Here is a 19,243-nt window from a genome sequence, read left to right on the forward strand (position 1 = left end):
ATATTTGGTATTTGGTATACCATTTGAACTGTTCTATAAGGGCTCAACCTGCATTGAGCCCTTTAAACATCTCTTCGACAGTTTCTTCCTTCTGATTATTTCTTAATATCTGCCTTTGTTTCCACTGCCATTCCTTCTTTTTCCAAATGATTTTTCAATGCTTCCAATGCTGCAGTTCCGACTGCAGTATCCTGTTCGCCATTCCCGCCGCTGATTCCGATTCCTCCAACTACTTCGCCGTCGACTACAATTGGAAAGCCACCGACAAATATGGCGAATTTGCCCGGAATCATAAGCTGGATACCAAATGCTTCATTTCCTGGAAGCGCCGGCCCATTCGGTTCCGTATTAAATAAATGAGTGGAACGCTTGTGACCCGCAGCTGTATAAGCTTTAGCCATCGCAATTTCCGGTCCTGTAATCCGTGCCTCGTTCATTCTTTCAAGAGCGATTAAATTGCCCCCATCATCCACGATAGCAATTGTTTCCGCCACATTAATCTCTTCCGATTTTTGTTTCGCAGCTTCAATCATCAACTTAGCTGCCTCTAACTCAAGCTTAACGACTGTTTTAAAAACCTTCTTCTCTGTGATCGACATAATGTGTCTCTCCTTCTCATTTAATAACCGACATAGACTGTTTTTACTTGTGTGAAGAATTCCAATCCAACTCTTCCGGATTCTCGGAATGTTGCTGTACTGGACTTTTTAAACCCACCAAACGGGGCATTCATCAAGTTTCCTGTTGTGGTCCTATTCACTTTTACAGTACCTGCCTGAATTTTCTTCGTAAAATCGTTTGCAATATGAAGGCTATTCGTCACGATTGAAGCGGAAAGTCCGTAATCTGATCTGTTTGCCACTTCCATTGCTTCCTCATATGTAGACACTTCAATGACGGCAACAACTGGTCCAAAAATTTCTTCCTGCGCAATCCGCATGTTTGGTTTTACACCTGTAAAAATAGTCGGCTCCACATAATAGCCTTTAGCATACTGGTCATCAGCGAGCTGATTACCACCGTACACGAGATTTGCACCTTCCTTAACACCGATGTCAATATAATTCAAGATGTTTTGCAACTGACGCTCGTTAGCTACTGGCCCGATTTTGACTCCTTCTTCGAAGCCATTACCGATCTTAAGATTCTTCGTTTTTTCAATCAGTCTATTCATATAAGCATCTTTAACATTTTGAAGGACGATGACACGGCTTGTTCCGGTGCAAGCCTGCCCGCTCAGAGAGAAGGCCCCATTGACCGTCAATGTTGCAGCCAAATCCATATCCGCGTCATCCATAATAATGATGGGGTTTTTTCCACCAAGCTCCATTTGTGTCCTCGTGTTAAAGGAGGCTTTGCTGTGAATATCTTCTCCCGCAGCCGTCGAGCCAGTAAAGGTAACAGCTTTTATCGCTTGATGGGTTACTAACAAATCACCTATGTCAGATGATTTTCCAGTCACAAAGTTGATAACTCCTTTTGGTAGTCCTGCATTCTGCAGTGCCTCAACCAATCTGAAAGCGATGAGTGGAGTGTCCGATGAAGGTTTGAATACCACTGTGTTTCCAGTGATTAAAGCCGGTGCAATCTTTCTGGCCGGAATAGAGATCGGAAAGTTCCAAGGTGTAATGACGGAAATCACTCCAAGCGGCTCACGCTCAGTAGATACCTTCATGTTCGGATCGTCGTGCGGAAATGTCTCTCCTGTGAAACTCTGACCTTCTACAGCATAAAAGCGCAGCGTCTGTGCAGATCTCAGCACTTCGTTCCTAGCATCATTGACATGCTTCCCTTCTTCTCTTGTCAATTCTTCAGCCAATGTATCAGCTCGCTGCTCCAAAATGTCTGCTGCTTTATTTAAGATTGTCGCTCGCTTGGATGGCGCGGTGGCAGCCCATTGCGGAAAAGCTCTGGAAGCAGCATCGATTGCCTGACGGACATCTTCCTCATTAGAGGCCTGGAAAACTCCTACAATTTCTTCCTTATTTGCCGGATTGATGCTCAAGAATGTCTGCCCGCTTTGAGTCTCGCTCCAGTTGCCGTCTATCAAATTTTTAAATGTGTCTACCTTTGTTGTAGTCAGCAATATTTATCACCTTTTCCTATGTTTTTCCCAATGAAACGGACCGCTATTGTTTCATCAATTTGAAAGTAACAGCGATCCGTCTTGACAGGCTCTTCTAATAGGAGTTACGCGTACCAAATGCGCCTTAGCGTATTTGCGCTCCGATTTTATTGATCCCCAATTGATACATTTCCTCTGAAAATCTGCGGCATCCGCCGAAGGCTTTAACTTTGTTCAGTCAGATTTGAACCCCCACCAGAATAAATACCAATCTGCTTTCATCTCACCACTTACAGAAGTCAGAGACTTCTGCTGAATAAAGTTAAAAGTATCTTGGTCACCAAAATCAAAGCTTTCTTGGGCTTGACCTAACAAATTTAATCATTTTTTACGACTTAATCAGTTCTCCAAGATCCTGTTCGATGTATTCTCTCCACAAGCCATCCATATACATGCGGCGCATTTTGGCACCAGTGCGTACTATCTCAAGGCAACTTTGCTGCAATTCCGGAGTGTCTGCATGCTCCAACACAATCTTGTATCCACGCTCGCCATGGATTTCGTCTGAGACAATGTGCAGGTCGAAAAATTCAATCTCATCATCTGTGAATCCGTATTTTTCCCTTAATGCAGGTGTCTGCTTTCTATAGATATCAGGCACCTGAGATTCAAGACCTACAACAAGTGCAGCCGTAGCTACTACGAAGTTTTCGCGTGCCGCCACTGCATAGCACCAGCTTTGAAGTCCAAGTGTTGTGATGGCCATATTGTTAGGATCTACAACTCTTTCGGCGGATGAGCCGCAGGCTTCAGCAAAACGTATCAATAAGTCCGTATGACGGTCACCTGCAATTTCTTCTTCATACATATTTTGCAATGTAAAATCCTTCGCACTTACGAACTTCTCATCCATTGGAGTATTGTGATAGATGTACGCCAAATAGTCTGCAAACGGTCCAACGTAATGGTAGTGGTTCTCTGCCCACCTTGCAAAGTGTTTTCTTTCAAGCTTTCCTTCTGCCCAAGCTACTGTAAATGGAGCTTTCTGGCTGTGATTTCCTGCGATTGCAATCTCCAACTCTTTACGAAAGTCCTCTTTTGATAATAGTTCTGCCATTGTAAAATCCTCCTTGTTAATTTGTATTTATTATTTTGTATACCATTTAAGTTAAAAAACGAATTGAACCATTGGCATTTTTAACTTAAAGGGGATTCACAGATTCATAACTTGTAAACTAAGCTTTTATTAGTGTATAAATACTAGTTTTTAGTGCAGCATAGCATCTTTTTCTATTTTTAATACTTTTATCAGCTCATTCGAAAGCTGATCCAGGGCTTCCTCAACTATTTTCCTGCCAATCTCAAAATCAGCCTGCAATGCGTCCCCAATACATCCATTTGCAGTCATTTCTTCATAGTGATAAAAACCTTGCAGCGCACATCCCGGCCTTAAGTGCTGCCACCTTCCCGACTCCTGTATATCACCTTTTTGAAGCTTGTTAGTGCGAATCAATTCCGGAGCCAGGTAAAATGCCTCTGATACTTCTCTTTCACAACTATGACCAAATAAGGATGACTTCACATTTTCAGCTATCGCTTTTTTGGCTGAAGCAGTTGTTTTCGCATAAAATACTTCGACATCCATTTCTTCGTTTATCAAATTGACGGCTACATCCAGTGTTGATTGATTGCCCCCATGTGAATTGAGAAATAAAAACTGCTGAATGCCATGACACTTCAATGATGAAACTATGTCCTTCAGCAGAGCAATCAGTGTGGTCGGTTTAAGGGAAATCGTCCCTGGAAAATTCAGGTGATGTGAAGAAACACCCATATTGACCGTCGGTGCGATAAGTGCGTATGGAAATAATCGTTCACCTAGTTTGACAGCCATCTTTTCTGCCAAAACCGCATCGCAGCTCTCTACCATATGCGGGCCATGCTGTTCATGTGCCCCAACAGGTATAATAGCAAGTCTTGCTTTTTCCAAAGCGGCTTCGACTTCTTCCCATGTCATCTTTGCCAGTTCATAACAATTCATTCGCTTCACCTTCTATACATTGTCACCGCTTTCATTTCACTTAGTCATTATCGTACCACGTTTTCTAGGAGGCTTTATTTTGATATTCTCCTGGGAAATTTCTATATCCTTTTGAATATACAACTGACAAGTAAGCCGGTAACCCTCTTCGAGCTTTTCCCCCAGTATATTTTGTTCCTTCCAGTTTGGTGGGTCAAGCCCTTCAGATCCATTGATCACGCGGCATGTACACCTTGTACACTTCCCCATTCCGCACCCAAACTTTAATTTCGGAAATTCTTTAATTCCGGCTAAAACGACCAAATTAGCATTTTCTTTCACTTCTTGCTCTACAGTTGTCCCATCCACATGAAGAATCACTTTAGGCATTTGAAGACATCCCCCCCTTAAATTGAAATTTCAGCTTAGGTACATTGTATACCAATAAAATGATGAAGGCAAGGAAATTTTAAAAGAATCTAATAAATAGGAATTATCAATTCATGATGATTTGAATTTTATATTACTGTTCATACACTGATGTGTCAAGTGATATATGAAAGTTGATTTTTAAAATCAAATATTCTAAATATACTGTTGAATTTTTATATACTTTGATATAAACTATTAATCACACAAATGGTATACAATACACCAAAAAGTTGCCATTTTCAGGAAAATTAATAAAGGAGTGGTTAACAAGTGACAAAATTTATTTTACTGACCAACAAGGAAACTTTTCAGACAGATCTTAACAATGAGGGATTAGAGATTGTGGAAACGTACAACTTCTATTTTTTTAACAAACTGAGGGCGAAGTATACAATTGCCAAGGTATTAGATGAAAAAGCAAAAATAAAAATGTCTGAGGAATATCATGGCAAGGAATATGTGAACTATATTAGAGTAAAGTTTTTCGAGCACTTTGACACAATCGAAGAAGTACGGGAAGAATTATACGAAATTGCTGACAAAAACGATTCGGACAAATTTTCCAATTCGAGGCTTGTAAAACTGGAAAACGCATCGGCTTAACTGCAAACAGCGATCCCCCTCTCAAATAAATGAGGGGGGATCGCTGTTTTTCTTGATTATCGAATGCGACTTGGCATATTTGTCCCCAGATTTTATCGATCTCCACTCGATACATTGCCTCTGAAAACCTGTGGCATTCGCCGGAGGCTTTAACTTCATTCAACCGGGTTTTAGTAGAATACCAATACGCATTATCTCAGCACTTACAAAAGTGCGAGACTTTTGCAGAATGAAGTTAAAATCCAATCATCTTTCTTAAACGTGCCAACTTTTTATCTGCCTTTTCCTTTACTTGCTTGGAGTCGAACAAAAATTTCATCATACTTCAACTCTCCTTCATCTGATATGATAGTTATTATATCAGATTTTACTCTAATTTGGTATACCATATACCAAATCTATTGTATAATATACGTAATTAATTCGTTTATTTTTCGATAAACCCTCCATTTGGTATACCAAATGAATTAATTAAGGAGGCTCCAAGATGTTAAACCCTTTATTTATTTTTATTTTGATTTTATACTTTCTCTCCATTCTTGTCCCTTCGTCAGGCTTATCCGCCGTGATATCTGTACTATGCATGATTGCTGTTCTGGTGACTTTTTTTAAAGTATCTAGGTTTGTGCAAGTTTTAGGGGGTGTTTTTTTAGCAGCAGGGCTGTTCCTACTATTAAATAGTGGAGTAAGCTGGCCAGAGTACATTTTATCCTTCGGGCCTATGCTGGACCTGCTGATGATGTTCACTTTGATCCCGATATTGGGCATTCCCATCACCATTGGAAAATATAGCTCTGATATTCAAGCCATCTTACATAATAAAATAAAGACGAACAAACATTTATACATGTTGACTTCTGGAATTTCCTACTTTTTCAGTATTTTTATGAACTTGGCTACTTTGCCAATGACTTACTATTCTATTAAGCCGGCTTTGGAAGGATATTCAATCCAACATTCTGAGCGGTTCATGAGCCGGGCTATCACAAGGGGGTTCGCCATGCCACTCATTTGGGCGCCCGTTACACCAATCGTGGGAATAGTTATCGGGGTGACCGGAGTCAGTTGGGTTTCCATTTTACCCTACGTTATTCCTCTCAGTATCTTTGGTTTACTATTGGATTGGTATCTGGGGTCGCGTATTTCGCAGAAACGTCTGCAAGCCCCCCTTTCAACGAATGAAATGGCTGCCACAACAATTGAAAAAGAGCCAAGTAATCCCAAACGGATTTTTCAGATATTACTGGCTATCATCATTTTTATCATAATCGTATCCGTTGCTGAGTCAATGCTCTCATATTCCTTTTTGACAATTGTGTCATTGTTAGTTATTCCATTCTCCTTTATCTGGGCTCTTTTTTTGAGAAAGGACAAAGAATTCGGACAAGCGTTTCAAAATCATTTCCGATCCTTTTCTAATAAGATGAAGGACCAATTTTTCTTATTCTTATCTGCGGGCTTTTTTATCTCCGCAATAAAAACATCCCATAGCAACGAAGTCGTAAATGAGTGGATTGTCGATTTGATTAATGTAATAGGAGCAAATTTCTTTTTGATGCTGTTGCCTCTCATTCCATTAGCCTTTGCATTTCTTGGATTTCATCCTGCCGTTACACTTGCACTTATCGCTGAAACATTGAATCCGGACATTACGCACATTTCTGCTCATATATTGACTGTCGCCATGCTTTCAGGAGCATCAGCTGCATTTTTAATTGGGCCTTATAACGCAACCATCGGTTTGATGTCCAATATCGTCAAGCAGAGCTCTTATAAAGTATCAAATTGGAACATGCCTTTCACTTTCGTATACATCGGATGCACCATTGTCTATTTGCTATCACTTCAGTGGTTCACATAAAAAAACTGAAGACGGGAGCCCTAACTTATGGGCTTTCGTTTTTTCATTCAGCTTCACCTTTAGGGGATGCCGAAAGCTGAGTTTCTTAACACATTGTTGCGTAAACCCCATTCTTCTGATGCGAGCTTACTCCTTAAACCTGAATATCTATCAAAAACTATTTCAACTAAAAAAGATGCCTCCCATAATTGATGGAATCAGGCACCTATAACAGCAAGTTTCTTTTACCATATTAAAATAGCAACAGTTGTTGCGATAAAGAGGCTCACCATGACTGGAATAAAGTTTCTGCGCGCCAGTTCGATCGGCGATATTTTTAAGAACCCAGCGACTGCAACTAACGATGACCAAGCAATGAGTGTTCCGCCACCTGTCCAAATGGCTCCCATCTGCCCTATGGCTGCCATAGTGGATGCATCAATATTGGTACCTGGAGCCAGAGCTCCTGATAAAGCCCCAGTTAATGGAAGTCCTGAAAATCCTGATCCGTCTAACCCTGTGATGATTCCGATGATCAGAATCCCATATCCCGCAAAGATCGAAGTTTGTGGTATGTAAACTTGTCCGGCTTGAATCGCATCAAACAGAAACGCCGGTATCGCGGCATCTTCACCCAATGATAGAATAGCTGGCGTGAAATCATGACTGCCCATAAAGAAGAATCCCGCAATCGGAATAACAGGAGCCATTGCCTTAAAAGCAAAGACAAACCCATCAGTTATATGTTCACTTATTTGGTCAAGGGCATGGATGCGATTCAACGCAATCGTTGCCAGCACCAACAAAATTGTCGCTACGCCGCCAACGAATGCCGCCCCATCCGTCCCCTCAAAACCGGATCCTCCGGTTATTTTAAACTGAAACATGTAAATCATGACTGCAAGCATGGATAACGGAACGATAACCGCAAACACCTTGCCCCATTTTTCTTTTCTTTGAACAATCTCTGCGTCTTCCTCTATTGTAGCAGCCAGTTCTCCTGCCTCTTCAAAAAGACTTTCTTGCATCTTCATATCATCTGCAGACTGGGCTGTTTTCCTTGACATCACTTTTCTTGCAGATAGGTAAACAATAGAAAGTGCACCAAATCCTGTAATCAAGGAAAGAACCATTAATTTATCAGTAACCAATGTCTTGTCCACACCTGCTGCAGCTGCACTAATGACAGGAGCCACTTGAATAATATAGTCTGATGACAATGCCATCCCCTGCCCTGATATAACAACAACCATAGCTGCCACCATAACCGGCACACCCGCACGTACTGCTGCTGGCACTAATAATGCACAGATTAGCGGGACCGCGGGAGTAGGCCAGAAAAAAAGTGAAATAATGTAGGTGGTTGCAAACAGCAGAATAAAAGATACATGCCCATTAACCATTATTTTTTGAATCGGCATGATTAACTTTTGATCCGCACCTAGCCCTTTCAAAGCATTTAGTAAAGCGATCATCAGGGATATGATGAGAAAAATGCTGAACAGTTCCTTTGCTGCCACGAGGTTTGCGTTAAACACAGCTTGGAATCCACTGACGACATTTCCCTTATACACGGCTGCTACAAGAAACGTTCCAACAATAATAGGCAATACAACACCGCGCCGGAAAAGCATGGTCCCGATCACAATGATAGTTACTAGCAAATAGAGCCAATGAGCTAATGACATTTCCATCAACCTTCCCCCTCCAAGTTTATTTAAAATTTGGATTTACCAATGGCTGTTGATAGCTATTATTAATTGCCCCCTTTCTGTAAGCGCTTCAAATAATGAAAAAGATAAACGATCAATTGTGTTTATGGCATCCAAAATATAATATATTGTATACCACTTTAAACAATTTGAAATACTCGTTATAATGGTTATTAATATAGCACCCTATTTTTACTAAGTCAAATGATTTTGAAAATTCTTTTATAACAATTGAAAAGGTGGATCGAATATGTTGAAAGTAGGATTAATTGGATACGGAACCATTGGTAAGGAAATCGCTTCTCATATTTCAGAAGGAAGAGCAGGTAATATTAGTGTAGGAGCAATTCTTACAAGAAGCGAATATCATGCAGCTTTACCCAGCATTTTGATGACGAATAACTCTGATACTTTTTTTAATCAGGAGTTTGATATGATCATAGAAGCTGCTGGACATGATGCGTTAAAAGCATACGGAACAAAGGTGCTTTCCTTAGGAACAGACCTTCTCCTCTTATCTACAGGAGCGCTGGCAGATACGGAGCTTTATGAAAAAATGTCTCAAACTGCAAAGGCGAATGCTTGTAAAATTTATATTCCATCTGGAGCCATTGCTGGATTGGATAGAATTGCCTCAGGCACTTTAGGAAAAATTGACGAAATCAAATTGGTTACTAGCAAGCCAACGAAAAGCTGGTATGGTACGATTGCTGAAGAGCAAGTCAACTTAGAAACTATTCATAAGCCCCATTGTCTTTTTGCAGGAAGCGCCAGAGATGCAGCCAAGTTATTCCCTGAAAGTGTCAATGCTGCAGCTACCTTGAGCTTTGCCGGCATAGGCCTTGACAATACCAAGGTGGAGGTATTCGTTGATCCTACCATTCAGCAGAATGTACATAAAATTATAGCGGTGGGAGAATTTGGAAAAATGGAATTGTCAATTCAAAATAACCCGGCAAAAACCAATCCTAAATCTAGCCCGATTGTTGCTATGAGTGTCGCCAAAGTTCTCAGGAATTTGACGAAGGAAATCGTTGTTGGCATTTAAGGATTAGTATTTTTAAAAAAAGAAAGGGGTCAGACCCCAATGGATCTGATCCCTTATTTTTATATACTTGTTGAAATTTCTTTTTTACCAGTGGTCGCTTCGATATATGCATTCTTGGAGTTTTCAATGTGAATTTTCGTCAAATACTCCGCCATCTCCACTTCCCTGTTACAGATTGCCCTCATGATGGCCAAATGTTCCTCCATCGATTGCTTTGGCCAGCCTTCCTTCTTAAAACCTGTCTTTGCGAAGGCACGGATATAATCTGTGAGTCCACCTAAGATTTCATATAGCTTGGAATTTTTCGCAGCACTGTATAGGAGATAGTTCAGTTCGCTATGCAGCTCAGCGTAGTCGACATCTGGGCTTTTCAGCTGTTCTTCCACTCTTTCGATACACTCTTTAAATTTCTTTTCCGTTGCTTCATCCAGCTTTTGAGCCGCTAGTTTAGCTGCCAAAGATTCCAAAGAAGACAGAATCGTGAACGTTTCTAGAATTTCTTTTTCAGATATATCTGCAACCATTACCCCTTTTCTTGGGATGGTTTTCACAAAGCCTTGGGATTCTAATCGAAATAACGCTTCACGGATTGGCGTCCTGCTTATCTTTAATTTCTCAGCAAGCTCACGCTCAATCAGACGATCCCCCGTTTTCAATTCTCCCTCTAAAATCAGATTTTTCAGATGCCTGTAGGCTCTCTCTCGAATAGAGAGCAGGCTTTCTTCTGTCCAGCTCGTCAAAGCGTACCCTCCCTTCTTTATCCAATTTATCCACCCTGTTCGGTATACTATATACAAATTATACTTGATTTTTCTGTAAATATCAAATAGTGCCGTTCTTTACTTTAACTTGGCTAAGTACCTTTGTGATTAACATTGCTAGCTGTTCAACAACTTCGGCTTTTGCTCCATTTAAGGATTTTACCGGCATCAATGGATCCAGTTCATTCACTACCGCCCTTAAATGATAGTCGCCAATTGGTGGGAGAGATTTATTGGTGGCTCTTCCAGGAATCAGTGGACCATTTATTAAGTGGACCTTCCCTACCTGAGAAGAATCTCCCAGGCTGGCATCAATGGGAATAACGAGCGGGGAAGTAAATTCGTTTTGTATTTTTTTCATGGTACTATTTAAGTTCAATCCATGAACAGGAGAATCCAATGTACCCAATACATGAAAAGGCACCTCTTTTTCTTTCAGCAAGGTCCCAACAGTAGGTCCCAGGGAGTCACCTATTGAACGACTGGAACCAACACAAAGGAAGATAACGTCTTTGGAGGTGGAGATATTTAGAATTTCACTAATCATATCTGCCATTGTAGTGATACCGTCACCATCGACAGATATGGACAGCATCTTGTTTGATGTCTTCTTTTTTCTTTGTCCAAATAAAATGCGCACCCGATTCCCCTCCTCTAAATATTATACCCAAGAACTGGAGCAGTTCTCACCTTTAGAGATTACGAGTTTAGGTGCGCGTTTTTTCAAGAAAAAAAGACCAGCCAGGGAGCCGGTCTTCTCGTACTTCATTTTTCATATAGTTGATTAAAGGAGGTTTCGTACTTATGAAAATTGGTTTTGAATTAATGACACAAAGGACTTGGACTATTATGCCAGGCTCTTCTTTCTCAATCGCCATCTTGTGGAACCAAGTAAAAATACCGTCCTCCAGCGGCAAGGATATCTTTTATGAAGCTGGTATGGTTCTCCCTAATAAAATCCTTACTGGCACCGGAAGGATTCATCATATATCGGTTGATACAATAAACCACTTCGCCCCTCTACAATCCCAAAAATGCCGTCTTATTTCCTGTCCAAAAGATCCTCCGTCAACCCTTCATTTAAACATTACCGTTCCAAATTCCGGTATAGCAAATACAATATACCAAACAAGTTTTTTAAAAATGTGGAAAAGACAAGATAGCGAAACTCAGGATACCAATCTTTACTTTGATCCACTCTCTGTTCAAAATATCCGGGAAAACCAATTTGAGATTGATTTATCCCACTTACTAACTAAATTAGACTAATAGAGGCGTTAAAAAATAAACGACCAAGAATGCTGTAATCAAACGCATGACTATTCCAATGACGGCTGCCGTCATAGCTTCTCTTTCGTTTAAATCAGAATTTGCCGCCCAAATAACAGGAATTTGACCAAGGATCGATGACAGCGGTAATCCTGAAGATGCCAGTACAAAAGATCCAATTACCAGACGCGGGTCCATTGTAGCAGCGGTCTCCGATAATTGAGCCATAGCTAATGTGGGGGTTGCCAGTATGGAAAGAATACCGGTTTCCGGATCAATATTCAACATAAGCAAACCTGCTGATAACGTGGACTCGATCGGTTTCCATACACCAATATATTCGAGAACTCCAATTACGGCGAACACTGCAGCCACTGCAGGGATAATCAAAAGAAAAACTAACTCCGCTCCTTCACGGGCAGCATTGAACAAGGTAGGCAAAGGGCCTGTTTTGGGAGTGAACTTTGGCAAATTTTCAATATCTACCGCTTTCGTATCACGATAAATGGTCTTTGACAAAATAAAGGGTGCGACCACTACAGGCAGGAATACAGCAACTATGACAACTATAAATGCATTGACGCCAACTGCAGTCAACGCGAGCATTCCCAACATGAAGGTGGAGAAGGATTGCTGCGACTGTACCATTGTAGCAACCGCTATTTTCTGCTCAGCCTTTGTGGCACCTGATCGGACAAGTATTGGACCTGATATTTTTCCGGCGGCGTTAATATCTCCAAGGATATTATAAATACTTGGAATCAGAACAGCTGAGTTAATTCTTAGCAGTTTGGTTACTGGTAGAAACACGCGGATTAAGGCATCAGTAAATCCGAGTCTTTCCAGTGTCCGCCCAATTACAACACTAACGATGATTGTAACTCCAACAGTTCCTGTTAAAAATACTTCGACGACCACCGGAAAGACTTTATCAACCATCGCAGTAAACAAACCTGCCAATGTACCCGGGGAGATCATCATGACTGACAAGGAGGCAATAATTAAGGCAAGACCTACCAATTCAATTTTTTCCCACTTCTTTTTCCGAAGAATTGGTTGGCTGACAGCTTCCTCCAGAGAAACTTCATTTTTCACAAGAGGCTTAATTTCACCCATTTTCATTCACTCCTTTATTAGGATAGCTCAGCAAGCTTTTTCTTCACCAAATACGTTGACGCCATTTTTTCTGCATACTCCATCATTTGCGGCGTTCCAACTGCTCTTGCTGGAAGACTAGTCACCCGTTCCCTGAAAACCATTACTTCCACATCAGGCAGAAGCATGTCCAGAGCGTAGGCAAGCGGCAATCCATTTTCAAGTATTTCTAGTACATGACAGTTTCCAACAAGAAAATTCAAATTCAATTCTTCCGCTGTCCGGATCAGTTCATGCCCATCATACACACGGCTAATGGAAGCTAGGACAGTATCAGCTTCTGGATGCTCGTTCGCTACCTGCCTTAAATGGTCAGGTGTAAAGCCGGTATGTGGAAAAATATGAATAAGATTGTTCACTGGGCTTTCTGCTTCACCCCGAAGAATCCTTCCATGTGTGACTACACTTGTTTCCGTCATAGTTGAATTTTTTCGAATTTCTTTTTCTACGAAAAGCAAATTATTTTCCTCTTCCAAGCCCATAAAGGAATGCAGGCGGCTTAAAATATCACCGAGCGTGTTTACGCCGGGCAGAGCCTTTCCGACAAATAGGACATTCCCTTCAAGTCCCCCGTATGAAATGTCGGTACGATACACCTCATGCCCGTGTAAAAAAGAAATTCCGGGATGCAATCCATGAAACGCTTCATGAAGTTCAAATGCTGAAATATCATATAAATCGAGATAGTTTTTCAAGGTAACACCACCGGAATTCGCTGCCTCTGCAATTGGATGGTGTGCAATAATGGCATCTACCCCGGTTGCGCCGGCAAGTTCAATCGATCCCTCTGTCATTGTCATCGTTACTGCAATCTTTTTCACCTCCTTATTACGCTCACCATAAACTAGTCCCGGAGTTTCGATAATATCCTTTCCCGGTAGATTGGAAGATTTCTTTATGACAAATGGATGCTCCTGCTTGTACACTTCATCGAGTGAATGAATCACTCTCCCTCCAGTAATTTCATCTAACGCCTTTAAAACATCCTCAACTGTATGCATACATTTTCCTCCCTTTTGTTTTTAATATAAAAAAACGCCAGCACAAATCGGACAGATAAACATCTGCTGATTAGTACTGACGGTTTTTATGCGCTCAAATGAGTTCATTTGACCAGTCATTTATAATTGATTGGATAAATATTGGCTAACATCTTTATCAAGTACAATGATGGTTACTGCCAGTTCCATAGATGGATCGTAGTCCTTTAAAATAGAAATGACATGCATCCCGTACTTACCTTCAACTAATTTCTTAAAATGCTCTTTATGGCTGTCAATGATGGCGACATCCGTCATGCGGGTTATTAAGCGATTAAACTCGTCCAAATGTTTAAGAGAAGGAATTCTTTTATGATTGGCGAAGATTAATATCTTATCTCCCACAATTTCTACTTTCTGACTTTTAACGCCGATATCGAACATGCGCAAGTTGAGCTCATTGTAATCCTTTATCAACTCCTGTTTAAAATGGCCTACAACCAGTTTCATCCAATTTTCTCCTTCTTTTCAATAAGAAGATTCCAAATACTTAAACAGTAATCTACCATACTCTTTGTCTATTGTAAACCCTTACATAGTTGTTTTTTAAAAAATTGTATTTTATATACCATTTTTTTCAGTAAGGATGTCCTTTACAAACAATCCTTACTGTTGACTACCTTCCTAGAAATTCCCCAATCGGCTTTACTTGGATTCCTGCCTTCTTTAGCGCTTCCGGGATCGACTTTGCAAATTCCAGAGCAGTCGCTCCATCGCCATGAATACAGACGGTTTCCGCTTGGATAGGAATGTCCAGTCCCTGTACTGTTTTCACTTTGTTTTCTTTAACCATCCGGATTACTTGATCAACAGCCATCCCATGATCGGTAATCAATGCATTTTTTTCAAGCCGGGAGGTGAGCGAACCGTCATGTTGGTAGGTTCTGTCGGAAAAAACCTCGTTTGCGGACCTGAGGCCGATTTTTTTTCCAGCCTTGACAAGCTCCGCACCGGCTAATCCGAATAAGATAAGCTCTGGCTCGATTTTGTATACCGCCTCGGCGATGGCTTCCGCGAGATCTGGGTCTTTAGCAGCCATATTGAATAGAGCGCCATGGGGTTTGACGTGTTGCAGCTTTCCTCCCTCAGATTTGACGAATGCCTGTAATGCCCCAATCTGGTAGACTACTAGATCGTAGGTCTCCTCAGGGGAAATCTTGATTTCTCTACGCCCGAATCCTTGCAGATCTGGAAATCCTGGATGTGCTCCGATAGCCACATTTTTTTCTAATGCTTTTCTCACAGTCTTTTTCATTGTTGACGGGTCTCCCGCGTGAGACCCACAAGCGATGTTGGCGGATGTGATAAAGTCCAGAAGAGCATCGTCATTTCCAACTACAAAGCTTCCGAAGCTTTCACCCATGTCACAGTTGAGGTCAACCTTGTGCATTCACTTGTCCTCCCGATTTAATTTTAAAGAAATTCCGAGTTTCACTTGTGCGATTAGCTTTTCTCTTTCAATATATAAAGCTTGCGCTTTTTCAGTAGTGATTTCAGTAAAAGATATTATCTCTCCCGGTTTCGTCTGTGCTACTGAAGGCAAATCGACCGATGCAATTTGTCCGATTTTTGGATAGCCGCCCACTGACTGACGGTCTGCCATAAGAACAATAGGTCTTCCATCAGGCGGAACCTGGATCGAGCCAAAGTTAATGGCATCGGAGATCATATCCTTCGACTGTTCGAGCGCCAAACTCGGCCCTTCAAGCCGATACCCCATTCTGTCGGACTGAGAAGAAACTTTGAATTCTTTTTGATAAAACTCCAATTGGCTGTTGTTGTCGAACCAATCAAATTGGGCCCCCTTTAGTACCCTAATGGCAGCAGGATGCTTCCGATAAAGATACATATCCTCAGCAATGCACCAGCTGCCTGTAATAAAAGACCTGTCATTATGCCCAGCAGACAATCCGGCTATCAGTTTTTCTGAAGCTTCAGAGGGCTTTCCAAATAAAAGCGTATCGTTGGTCTGCAAGGATCGGCCTTGATAACCTCCAAGACTAGCCCGTAAATAGGTTGACTTACTACCCATGACAGGCGGAACATCAAACCCTCCAGCAACAGCCAAATAGGCTCTGCAGCCTTTTTGTGCATATCCAAATTGCAATTTTGTCCCTTTTTTTATCAACACAGGACGCCACATAGGTACAGACTCCCCATTTATTACTGGACTCAAATGGCCGCCGCAAATGGCAATCAGGGCATCTGTTTCAAATAGCATTTCTGGTCCTGATAAAGTCATTTCAAGCGCAGCTTCCTTTTCAAGGTTACCGACGAGAACATTCGCCAGACGGTGAGAGAACGAGTCCATTGCCCCACTGACGATGACACCATATTTTTGGTAACCGATTCTTCCTAAATCCTGAATTGTATCTAGCAGCCCGGACTTCAATATTCGAATCATGACTATGGATTCTCCCAATGATAATACTCTTTTGCGTTAATAGGATTAAATTTAATTTTGTCGCCAGCCTTCAGCAATGACGGCTCTTCTTTTTCAGGCTGAAAAAGATTGAGAGGTGTTCTGCCAATCAATTGCCAGCCTCCCGGTGTTTCGATTGGATAAATGCCAGTTTGAGTGCCTGCAATTCCTAATGATCTGGACGGGATTTTTGATCTTGGGGTGGCACGTCTTGGAGCGGCAATTCTCTCAGACATTCCCCCCAAGTATGGAAAACCAGGGGCAAATCCAAGCATATAGACGAGATATTCCCTGCTTGAGTGGATATGAACAACCTCTTCGGGTGTCAGCCCATTATGTTTTGCGACAAAAGACAAATCCGGGCCGAACTCTCCTCCATAGCAAATTGGAATTTCAACGACTCTTTGCTTGATTTTTGTTCCTGCTGAACTCGCTGATAAAATTTCCCTTATTCTATCGGAAACAGCTTTGTATGGAGATTTGTTTCCATTTGCGAGTTTGTAAGCTTGATAAGGGTCGTAATATACAGTGACGCTTGTAAAAGTCGGTATATACTCGATCTGCCATTCTTCATTATTTTCATCTAACAGGCAGCTTACTGTTTGAACCTTCTGTTGTATCTCTTCATTGATTTCTACTCCCAATTCTATCATCACTGCGTTGTCTCCGAGCATACACAGTTTGTAATCCATGTCTTCACCTCAGTGAATTGTTCGGGGACCAGACCACCCGAGTGTTCAATTTGTGTGGATACCAAGCAATCAAGTGCGCCCTGACGTATTTGCGCCCAGATTTAATCGAGCTTTAGCTCGATATATTTCCTCTAAAAATCTATGGCATCCGCCGAAGGCTTTGAGTTTATTCAGCCGTGGTTTGAACCCCTATTGAACAGAATACCAATATACTTTCATCTCACTACTTACTGAAAAGGGAGACTTCCGCTGAATGAAGTTAAAATGATGATGTCTGATACCTTTGTTGAACCTATTTTATCACCAGACCTTGTCGTTATCAAAATTGATATTCAGGGAGAGTTGACAATCATATACGATAATATATACTATAGTTTATATGATATTTCAGTCATTTCTCTATTTTTCCCATTTTGCAATTAATGGAATGTAAGCGTTTTTGACTGTGAGGAGGAGACAACTGTGTTAGGAATGGAAGATTTTATGATTGTTTTGGGGTGGATTGGTACTGTGATTTCTATGGTCGGCTGTGTTGTATTTGGAGTCATCATGTGGAATAAAGGAGCGGATTCAGAATGAATTATCCTGTTCTTGCTGCCTTGTTTCTTGTTTACATCGGGATTATGTCAGCGCTTGCTTATTACGGCTATAAGCAGACGAAGACGGAATCTGATTACCTTGTTGGCGGGCGCAACATTAGTCCGACAGTCATGGCCCTTTCTTATGGAGCAACCTTTATCAGTACATCTTCGATCATCGGGTTTGGCGGCGTTGCTTCTCTTTATGGTTTCAGCCTGCTTTGGCTGGCACTTTTAAATATTGTTCTTGGAGTCGGGGTTGCGTTTGTTGTCTTTGGGACAAGGATTCGAAAGCTGTCCCTCGAATTGAATTCATACACATTCTCAGATTTGCTCGGAAAAAGATACAACTCGAAGTTTTTGACCATTTTTTCCGGAGCTATGATTTTCCTGTTCATGCCTGCATATACAAGTATTGTTTTAATTGGCGGCGGACGATTTTTAGAAGAGACTCTTTCGATGAATTTCAATGTGGCCCTTCTGGTTCTTGCCATGATTGTCGGTGTGTATGTCATTACAGGTGGAATTAAAGCCGTAATGTATACAGATGCATTTGCTGCTATTGTCATGCTTTTTGGAATGATCATTTTCCTAGTGACAACATACAAAACCCTAGGCGGAGTTGAGGTAGCACACAATGCTTTGACTGCAATGAAGGATTTGGTTCCGCAAAATCTTGTTGAACAGGGCCACCAAGGCTGGACTTCGATGCCTGCTTTCGGTTCTCCACTTTGGTGGACAATTGTCAGCACCATTATCATGGGTGTAGGTATCGGGGTTCTTGCTCAGCCACAGCTGGCTATGCGCAGCATGACAGTCAAGGACAACCGTTCACTTTACCGTTCTGTCCTTGTCGGGGGAATTTTCATATTCTTCATGACGGGTGCAGCTTATATGATCGGACCGCTGACAAATGTTTATTTTCAGGAAACAGCTGGAATGCTGGCCATTGACGCAGCAAAAGGAAATGTTGATTTGGTCATTCCAACGTTCATCAACTCACTGATGCCTGATTGGTTTATTTATTTGTTCACTTTGACATTGCTCTCGGCGACTATATCCACGATCAGTTCATTGATCCATTTGCAAGGTTCGGCTTTTGGAGAAGATATTTTAAAAAATATGGGCTTTCAATCCCTATTTGGAATGAGCCTTTCTCGGCTGGGTGTGTTAATTGGTATTGTGGCGGCGGTCGTCCTTGCCTACATCATGCCCGCTGGGGTCATCGCCCAGGCAACGGCCTTCTGGTTCGGGATTTGTGCGGCTGGGTTTTTGCCTACATTGATCGGAGCTCTTTTTTGGAAAAGATCAACCAAGGAAGGCGCGGTGGCCAGCACAATTACAGGGTTTGTTGTTAGCGTTTTGGGCTTTCTGTTTTTACATCAAAAAGAAGCTGCGGCACTTGGCGTTTCCAAAGCCATTTTCGGCAAAACCACTTTGCTCGGATTTCCATGGACATTTGTAGACCCAATGTTTTACGCGCTTCCCTTATCAGCGCTTGTCTTTATTGCGGTAAGCTTCGCGACAGGCAAAAAACACCAACTCAAAACAGACTCTTCAGTCTCGGACCATACAGCCTCTTAAAAAAGATCTAGGGGTCTGACCC

20 protein-coding genes are annotated in these 19,243 nt (G+C 41.6%); 6 read left to right on the forward strand and 14 right to left on the reverse strand.

The features are described from left to right. Positions 1-95: 95 nt before the first annotated feature. The 5 genes from H9631_RS04435 to H9631_RS04455 all read right to left on the reverse strand — a co-directional run bounded on the left by H9631_RS04435 (position 96) and on the right by H9631_RS04455 (position 4,475). Positions 96-599: a GlcG/HbpS family heme-binding protein gene (locus tag H9631_RS04435; RefSeq protein ID WP_191810312.1), complete on the reverse strand. Its 504-nt coding sequence runs from the start codon at positions 597-599 to the stop codon at positions 96-98. Positions 600-619: 20 nt separating this feature from the next. Continuing rightward, positions 620-2,086 (reverse strand): aldehyde dehydrogenase family protein, encoded by a 1,467-nt coding sequence (locus H9631_RS04440; protein ID WP_191810314.1) that lies wholly within the window; start codon positions 2,084-2,086, stop codon positions 620-622. 367 nt (positions 2,087-2,453) lie between these two features. Next, positions 2,454-3,182 carry a TenA family transcriptional regulator gene (locus H9631_RS04445; protein ID WP_120117355.1) on the reverse strand — a complete coding sequence of 243 codons (729 nt, stop codon included), beginning with the start codon at positions 3,180-3,182 and terminating at the stop codon, positions 2,454-2,456. Positions 3,183-3,332: 150 nt separating this feature from the next. Further along, positions 3,333-4,106 carry a creatininase family protein gene (locus H9631_RS04450; RefSeq protein ID WP_191810315.1) on the reverse strand — a complete coding sequence of 258 codons (774 nt, stop codon included), beginning with the start codon at positions 4,104-4,106 and terminating at the stop codon, positions 3,333-3,335. 36 nt (positions 4,107-4,142) lie between these two features. Beyond that, entirely contained in the window at positions 4,143-4,475 is a 333-nt protein-coding gene (locus H9631_RS04455) for a 2Fe-2S iron-sulfur cluster-binding protein (RefSeq protein ID WP_191810317.1), read from the reverse strand. Between the two features lie 312 nt (positions 4,476-4,787). Between H9631_RS04455 and H9631_RS04460 the strand changes: the two genes are divergently transcribed. Both H9631_RS04460 and H9631_RS04465 read left to right on the forward strand, forming a co-directional pair. Beyond that, complete coding sequence (locus H9631_RS04460; RefSeq protein ID WP_191810319.1) at positions 4,788-5,120, forward strand: hypothetical protein; 333 nt, start codon at positions 4,788-4,790, stop codon at positions 5,118-5,120. Positions 5,121-5,607: 487 nt separating this feature from the next. After that, on the forward strand, positions 5,608-6,981 hold the full coding sequence (locus H9631_RS04465; RefSeq protein ID WP_191810321.1) for a hypothetical protein: 1,374 nt from the start codon (positions 5,608-5,610) through the stop codon (positions 6,979-6,981). A gap of 224 nt (positions 6,982-7,205) precedes the next feature. On the opposite strand, the gene H9631_RS04470 is transcribed toward H9631_RS04465, so the two are convergent. Next, positions 7,206-8,654 carry a hypothetical protein gene (locus H9631_RS04470; RefSeq protein WP_191810323.1) on the reverse strand — a complete coding sequence of 483 codons (1,449 nt, stop codon included), beginning with the start codon at positions 8,652-8,654 and terminating at the stop codon, positions 7,206-7,208. 268 nt (positions 8,655-8,922) lie between these two features. Here H9631_RS04470 and H9631_RS04475 point away from each other — a divergent pair, with 268 nt between their 5' ends. Continuing rightward, on the forward strand, positions 8,923-9,720 hold the full coding sequence (locus H9631_RS04475; protein ID WP_191810325.1) for an aspartate dehydrogenase: 798 nt from the start codon (positions 8,923-8,925) through the stop codon (positions 9,718-9,720). Positions 9,721-9,779: 59 nt separating this feature from the next. Here the strand turns inward: H9631_RS04475 and H9631_RS04480 are convergent, their stop codons facing one another. Further along, positions 9,780-10,460 carry a GntR family transcriptional regulator gene (locus H9631_RS04480; protein ID WP_191810327.1) on the reverse strand — a complete coding sequence of 227 codons (681 nt, stop codon included), beginning with the start codon at positions 10,458-10,460 and terminating at the stop codon, positions 9,780-9,782. A gap of 82 nt (positions 10,461-10,542) precedes the next feature. Next, the gene (gene yyaC / locus H9631_RS04485; RefSeq protein WP_191810328.1) at positions 10,543-11,121 is read right to left on the reverse strand and encodes a spore protease YyaC; all 579 of its coding nucleotides are present in this window, start codon (positions 11,119-11,121) and stop codon (positions 10,543-10,545) included. A gap of 164 nt (positions 11,122-11,285) precedes the next feature. On the opposite strand from yyaC, the gene H9631_RS04490 reads away from it, so the two are divergent. Next, the gene (locus tag H9631_RS04490) at positions 11,286-11,750 is read left to right on the forward strand and encodes a hypothetical protein (protein WP_191810330.1); all 465 of its coding nucleotides are present in this window, start codon (positions 11,286-11,288) and stop codon (positions 11,748-11,750) included. On the opposite strand, the gene H9631_RS04495 is transcribed toward H9631_RS04490, so the two are convergent. From H9631_RS04495 to pxpB, 6 genes are all read right to left on the reverse strand, one after another. After that, the gene (locus tag H9631_RS04495) at positions 11,742-12,866 is read right to left on the reverse strand and encodes a hypothetical protein (protein ID WP_191810332.1); all 1,125 of its coding nucleotides are present in this window, start codon (positions 12,864-12,866) and stop codon (positions 11,742-11,744) included. The two genes, H9631_RS04490 and H9631_RS04495, sit on opposite strands and share 9 nt — an antisense overlap. A 17-nt stretch (positions 12,867-12,883) precedes the next feature. Then, the gene (locus H9631_RS04500; protein WP_191810334.1) at positions 12,884-13,906 is read right to left on the reverse strand and encodes a Nif3-like dinuclear metal center hexameric protein; all 1,023 of its coding nucleotides are present in this window, start codon (positions 13,904-13,906) and stop codon (positions 12,884-12,886) included. A gap of 120 nt (positions 13,907-14,026) precedes the next feature. Next, on the reverse strand, positions 14,027-14,395 hold the full coding sequence (locus H9631_RS04505; protein WP_191810336.1) for a Na-translocating system protein MpsC family protein: 369 nt from the start codon (positions 14,393-14,395) through the stop codon (positions 14,027-14,029). A gap of 166 nt (positions 14,396-14,561) precedes the next feature. Next, the gene (locus tag H9631_RS04510; RefSeq protein WP_191810338.1) at positions 14,562-15,335 is read right to left on the reverse strand and encodes a LamB/YcsF family protein; all 774 of its coding nucleotides are present in this window, start codon (positions 15,333-15,335) and stop codon (positions 14,562-14,564) included. Next, the gene (locus tag H9631_RS04515; RefSeq protein ID WP_191810339.1) at positions 15,336-16,349 is read right to left on the reverse strand and encodes a 5-oxoprolinase subunit C family protein; all 1,014 of its coding nucleotides are present in this window, start codon (positions 16,347-16,349) and stop codon (positions 15,336-15,338) included. A 2-nt stretch (positions 16,350-16,351) separates the two neighbouring features. After that, positions 16,352-17,059: a 5-oxoprolinase subunit PxpB gene (gene pxpB / locus H9631_RS04520; protein ID WP_191810341.1), complete on the reverse strand. Its 708-nt coding sequence runs from the start codon at positions 17,057-17,059 to the stop codon at positions 16,352-16,354. Between the two features lie 471 nt (positions 17,060-17,530). Here pxpB and H9631_RS22810 point away from each other — a divergent pair, with 471 nt between their 5' ends. Beyond that, on the forward strand, positions 17,531-17,638 hold the full coding sequence (locus tag H9631_RS22810; RefSeq protein WP_404801714.1) for a symporter small accessory protein: 108 nt from the start codon (positions 17,531-17,533) through the stop codon (positions 17,636-17,638). Then, positions 17,635-19,221, forward strand: coding sequence for a sodium:solute symporter family protein (locus H9631_RS04525; protein WP_191810343.1), 1,587 nt, complete (start codon positions 17,635-17,637; stop codon positions 19,219-19,221). The genes H9631_RS22810 and H9631_RS04525 overlap by 4 nt, the downstream gene beginning before the upstream one ends. Positions 19,222-19,243: the final 22 nt, after the last annotated feature.

The organism is Bacillus norwichensis (genome assembly GCF_014836955.1).
GTDB classification, from domain to species: domain Bacteria; phylum Bacillota; class Bacilli; order Bacillales; family Bacillaceae_C; genus Siminovitchia; species Siminovitchia norwichensis.

What these genes read in the sequence shown, in the direction of transcription:
- H9631_RS04435 (WP_191810312.1), bottom strand. Translation starts at nt 599, where the DNA reads ATGTCGATCACAGAGAAGAAGGTTTTTAAAACAGTCGTTAAGCTTGAG.
- H9631_RS04445 (WP_120117355.1), bottom strand. Translation starts at nt 3,182, where the DNA reads ATGGCAGAACTATTATCAAAAGAGGACTTTCGTAAAGAGTTGGAGATT.
- H9631_RS04450 (WP_191810315.1), bottom strand. Translation starts at nt 4,106, where the DNA reads ATGAATTGTTATGAACTGGCAAAGATGACATGGGAAGAAGTCGAAGCC.
- H9631_RS04455 (WP_191810317.1), bottom strand. Translation starts at nt 4,475, where the DNA reads ATGCCTAAAGTGATTCTTCATGTGGATGGGACAACTGTAGAGCAAGAA.
- H9631_RS04465 (WP_191810321.1), top strand. Translation starts at nt 5,608, where the DNA reads ATGTTAAACCCTTTATTTATTTTTATTTTGATTTTATACTTTCTCTCC.
- H9631_RS04470 (WP_191810323.1), bottom strand. Translation starts at nt 8,654, where the DNA reads ATGGAAATGTCATTAGCTCATTGGCTCTATTTGCTAGTAACTATCATT.
- H9631_RS04475 (WP_191810325.1), top strand. Translation starts at nt 8,923, where the DNA reads ATGTTGAAAGTAGGATTAATTGGATACGGAACCATTGGTAAGGAAATC.
- H9631_RS04490 (WP_191810330.1), top strand. Translation starts at nt 11,286, where the DNA reads ATGAAAATTGGTTTTGAATTAATGACACAAAGGACTTGGACTATTATG.
- H9631_RS04495 (WP_191810332.1), bottom strand. Translation starts at nt 12,866, where the DNA reads ATGGGTGAAATTAAGCCTCTTGTGAAAAATGAAGTTTCTCTGGAGGAA.
- H9631_RS04500 (WP_191810334.1), bottom strand. Translation starts at nt 13,906, where the DNA reads ATGCATACAGTTGAGGATGTTTTAAAGGCGTTAGATGAAATTACTGGA.
- H9631_RS04505 (WP_191810336.1), bottom strand. Translation starts at nt 14,395, where the DNA reads ATGAAACTGGTTGTAGGCCATTTTAAACAGGAGTTGATAAAGGATTAC.
- H9631_RS04510 (WP_191810338.1), bottom strand. Translation starts at nt 15,335, where the DNA reads ATGCACAAGGTTGACCTCAACTGTGACATGGGTGAAAGCTTCGGAAGC.
- H9631_RS04515 (WP_191810339.1), bottom strand. Translation starts at nt 16,349, where the DNA reads ATGATTCGAATATTGAAGTCCGGGCTGCTAGATACAATTCAGGATTTA.
- pxpB (WP_191810341.1), bottom strand. Translation starts at nt 17,059, where the DNA reads ATGGATTACAAACTGTGTATGCTCGGAGACAACGCAGTGATGATAGAA.
- H9631_RS22810 (WP_404801714.1), top strand. Translation starts at nt 17,531, where the DNA reads ATGGAAGATTTTATGATTGTTTTGGGGTGGATTGGTACTGTGATTTCT.
- H9631_RS04525 (WP_191810343.1), top strand. Translation starts at nt 17,635, where the DNA reads ATGAATTATCCTGTTCTTGCTGCCTTGTTTCTTGTTTACATCGGGATT.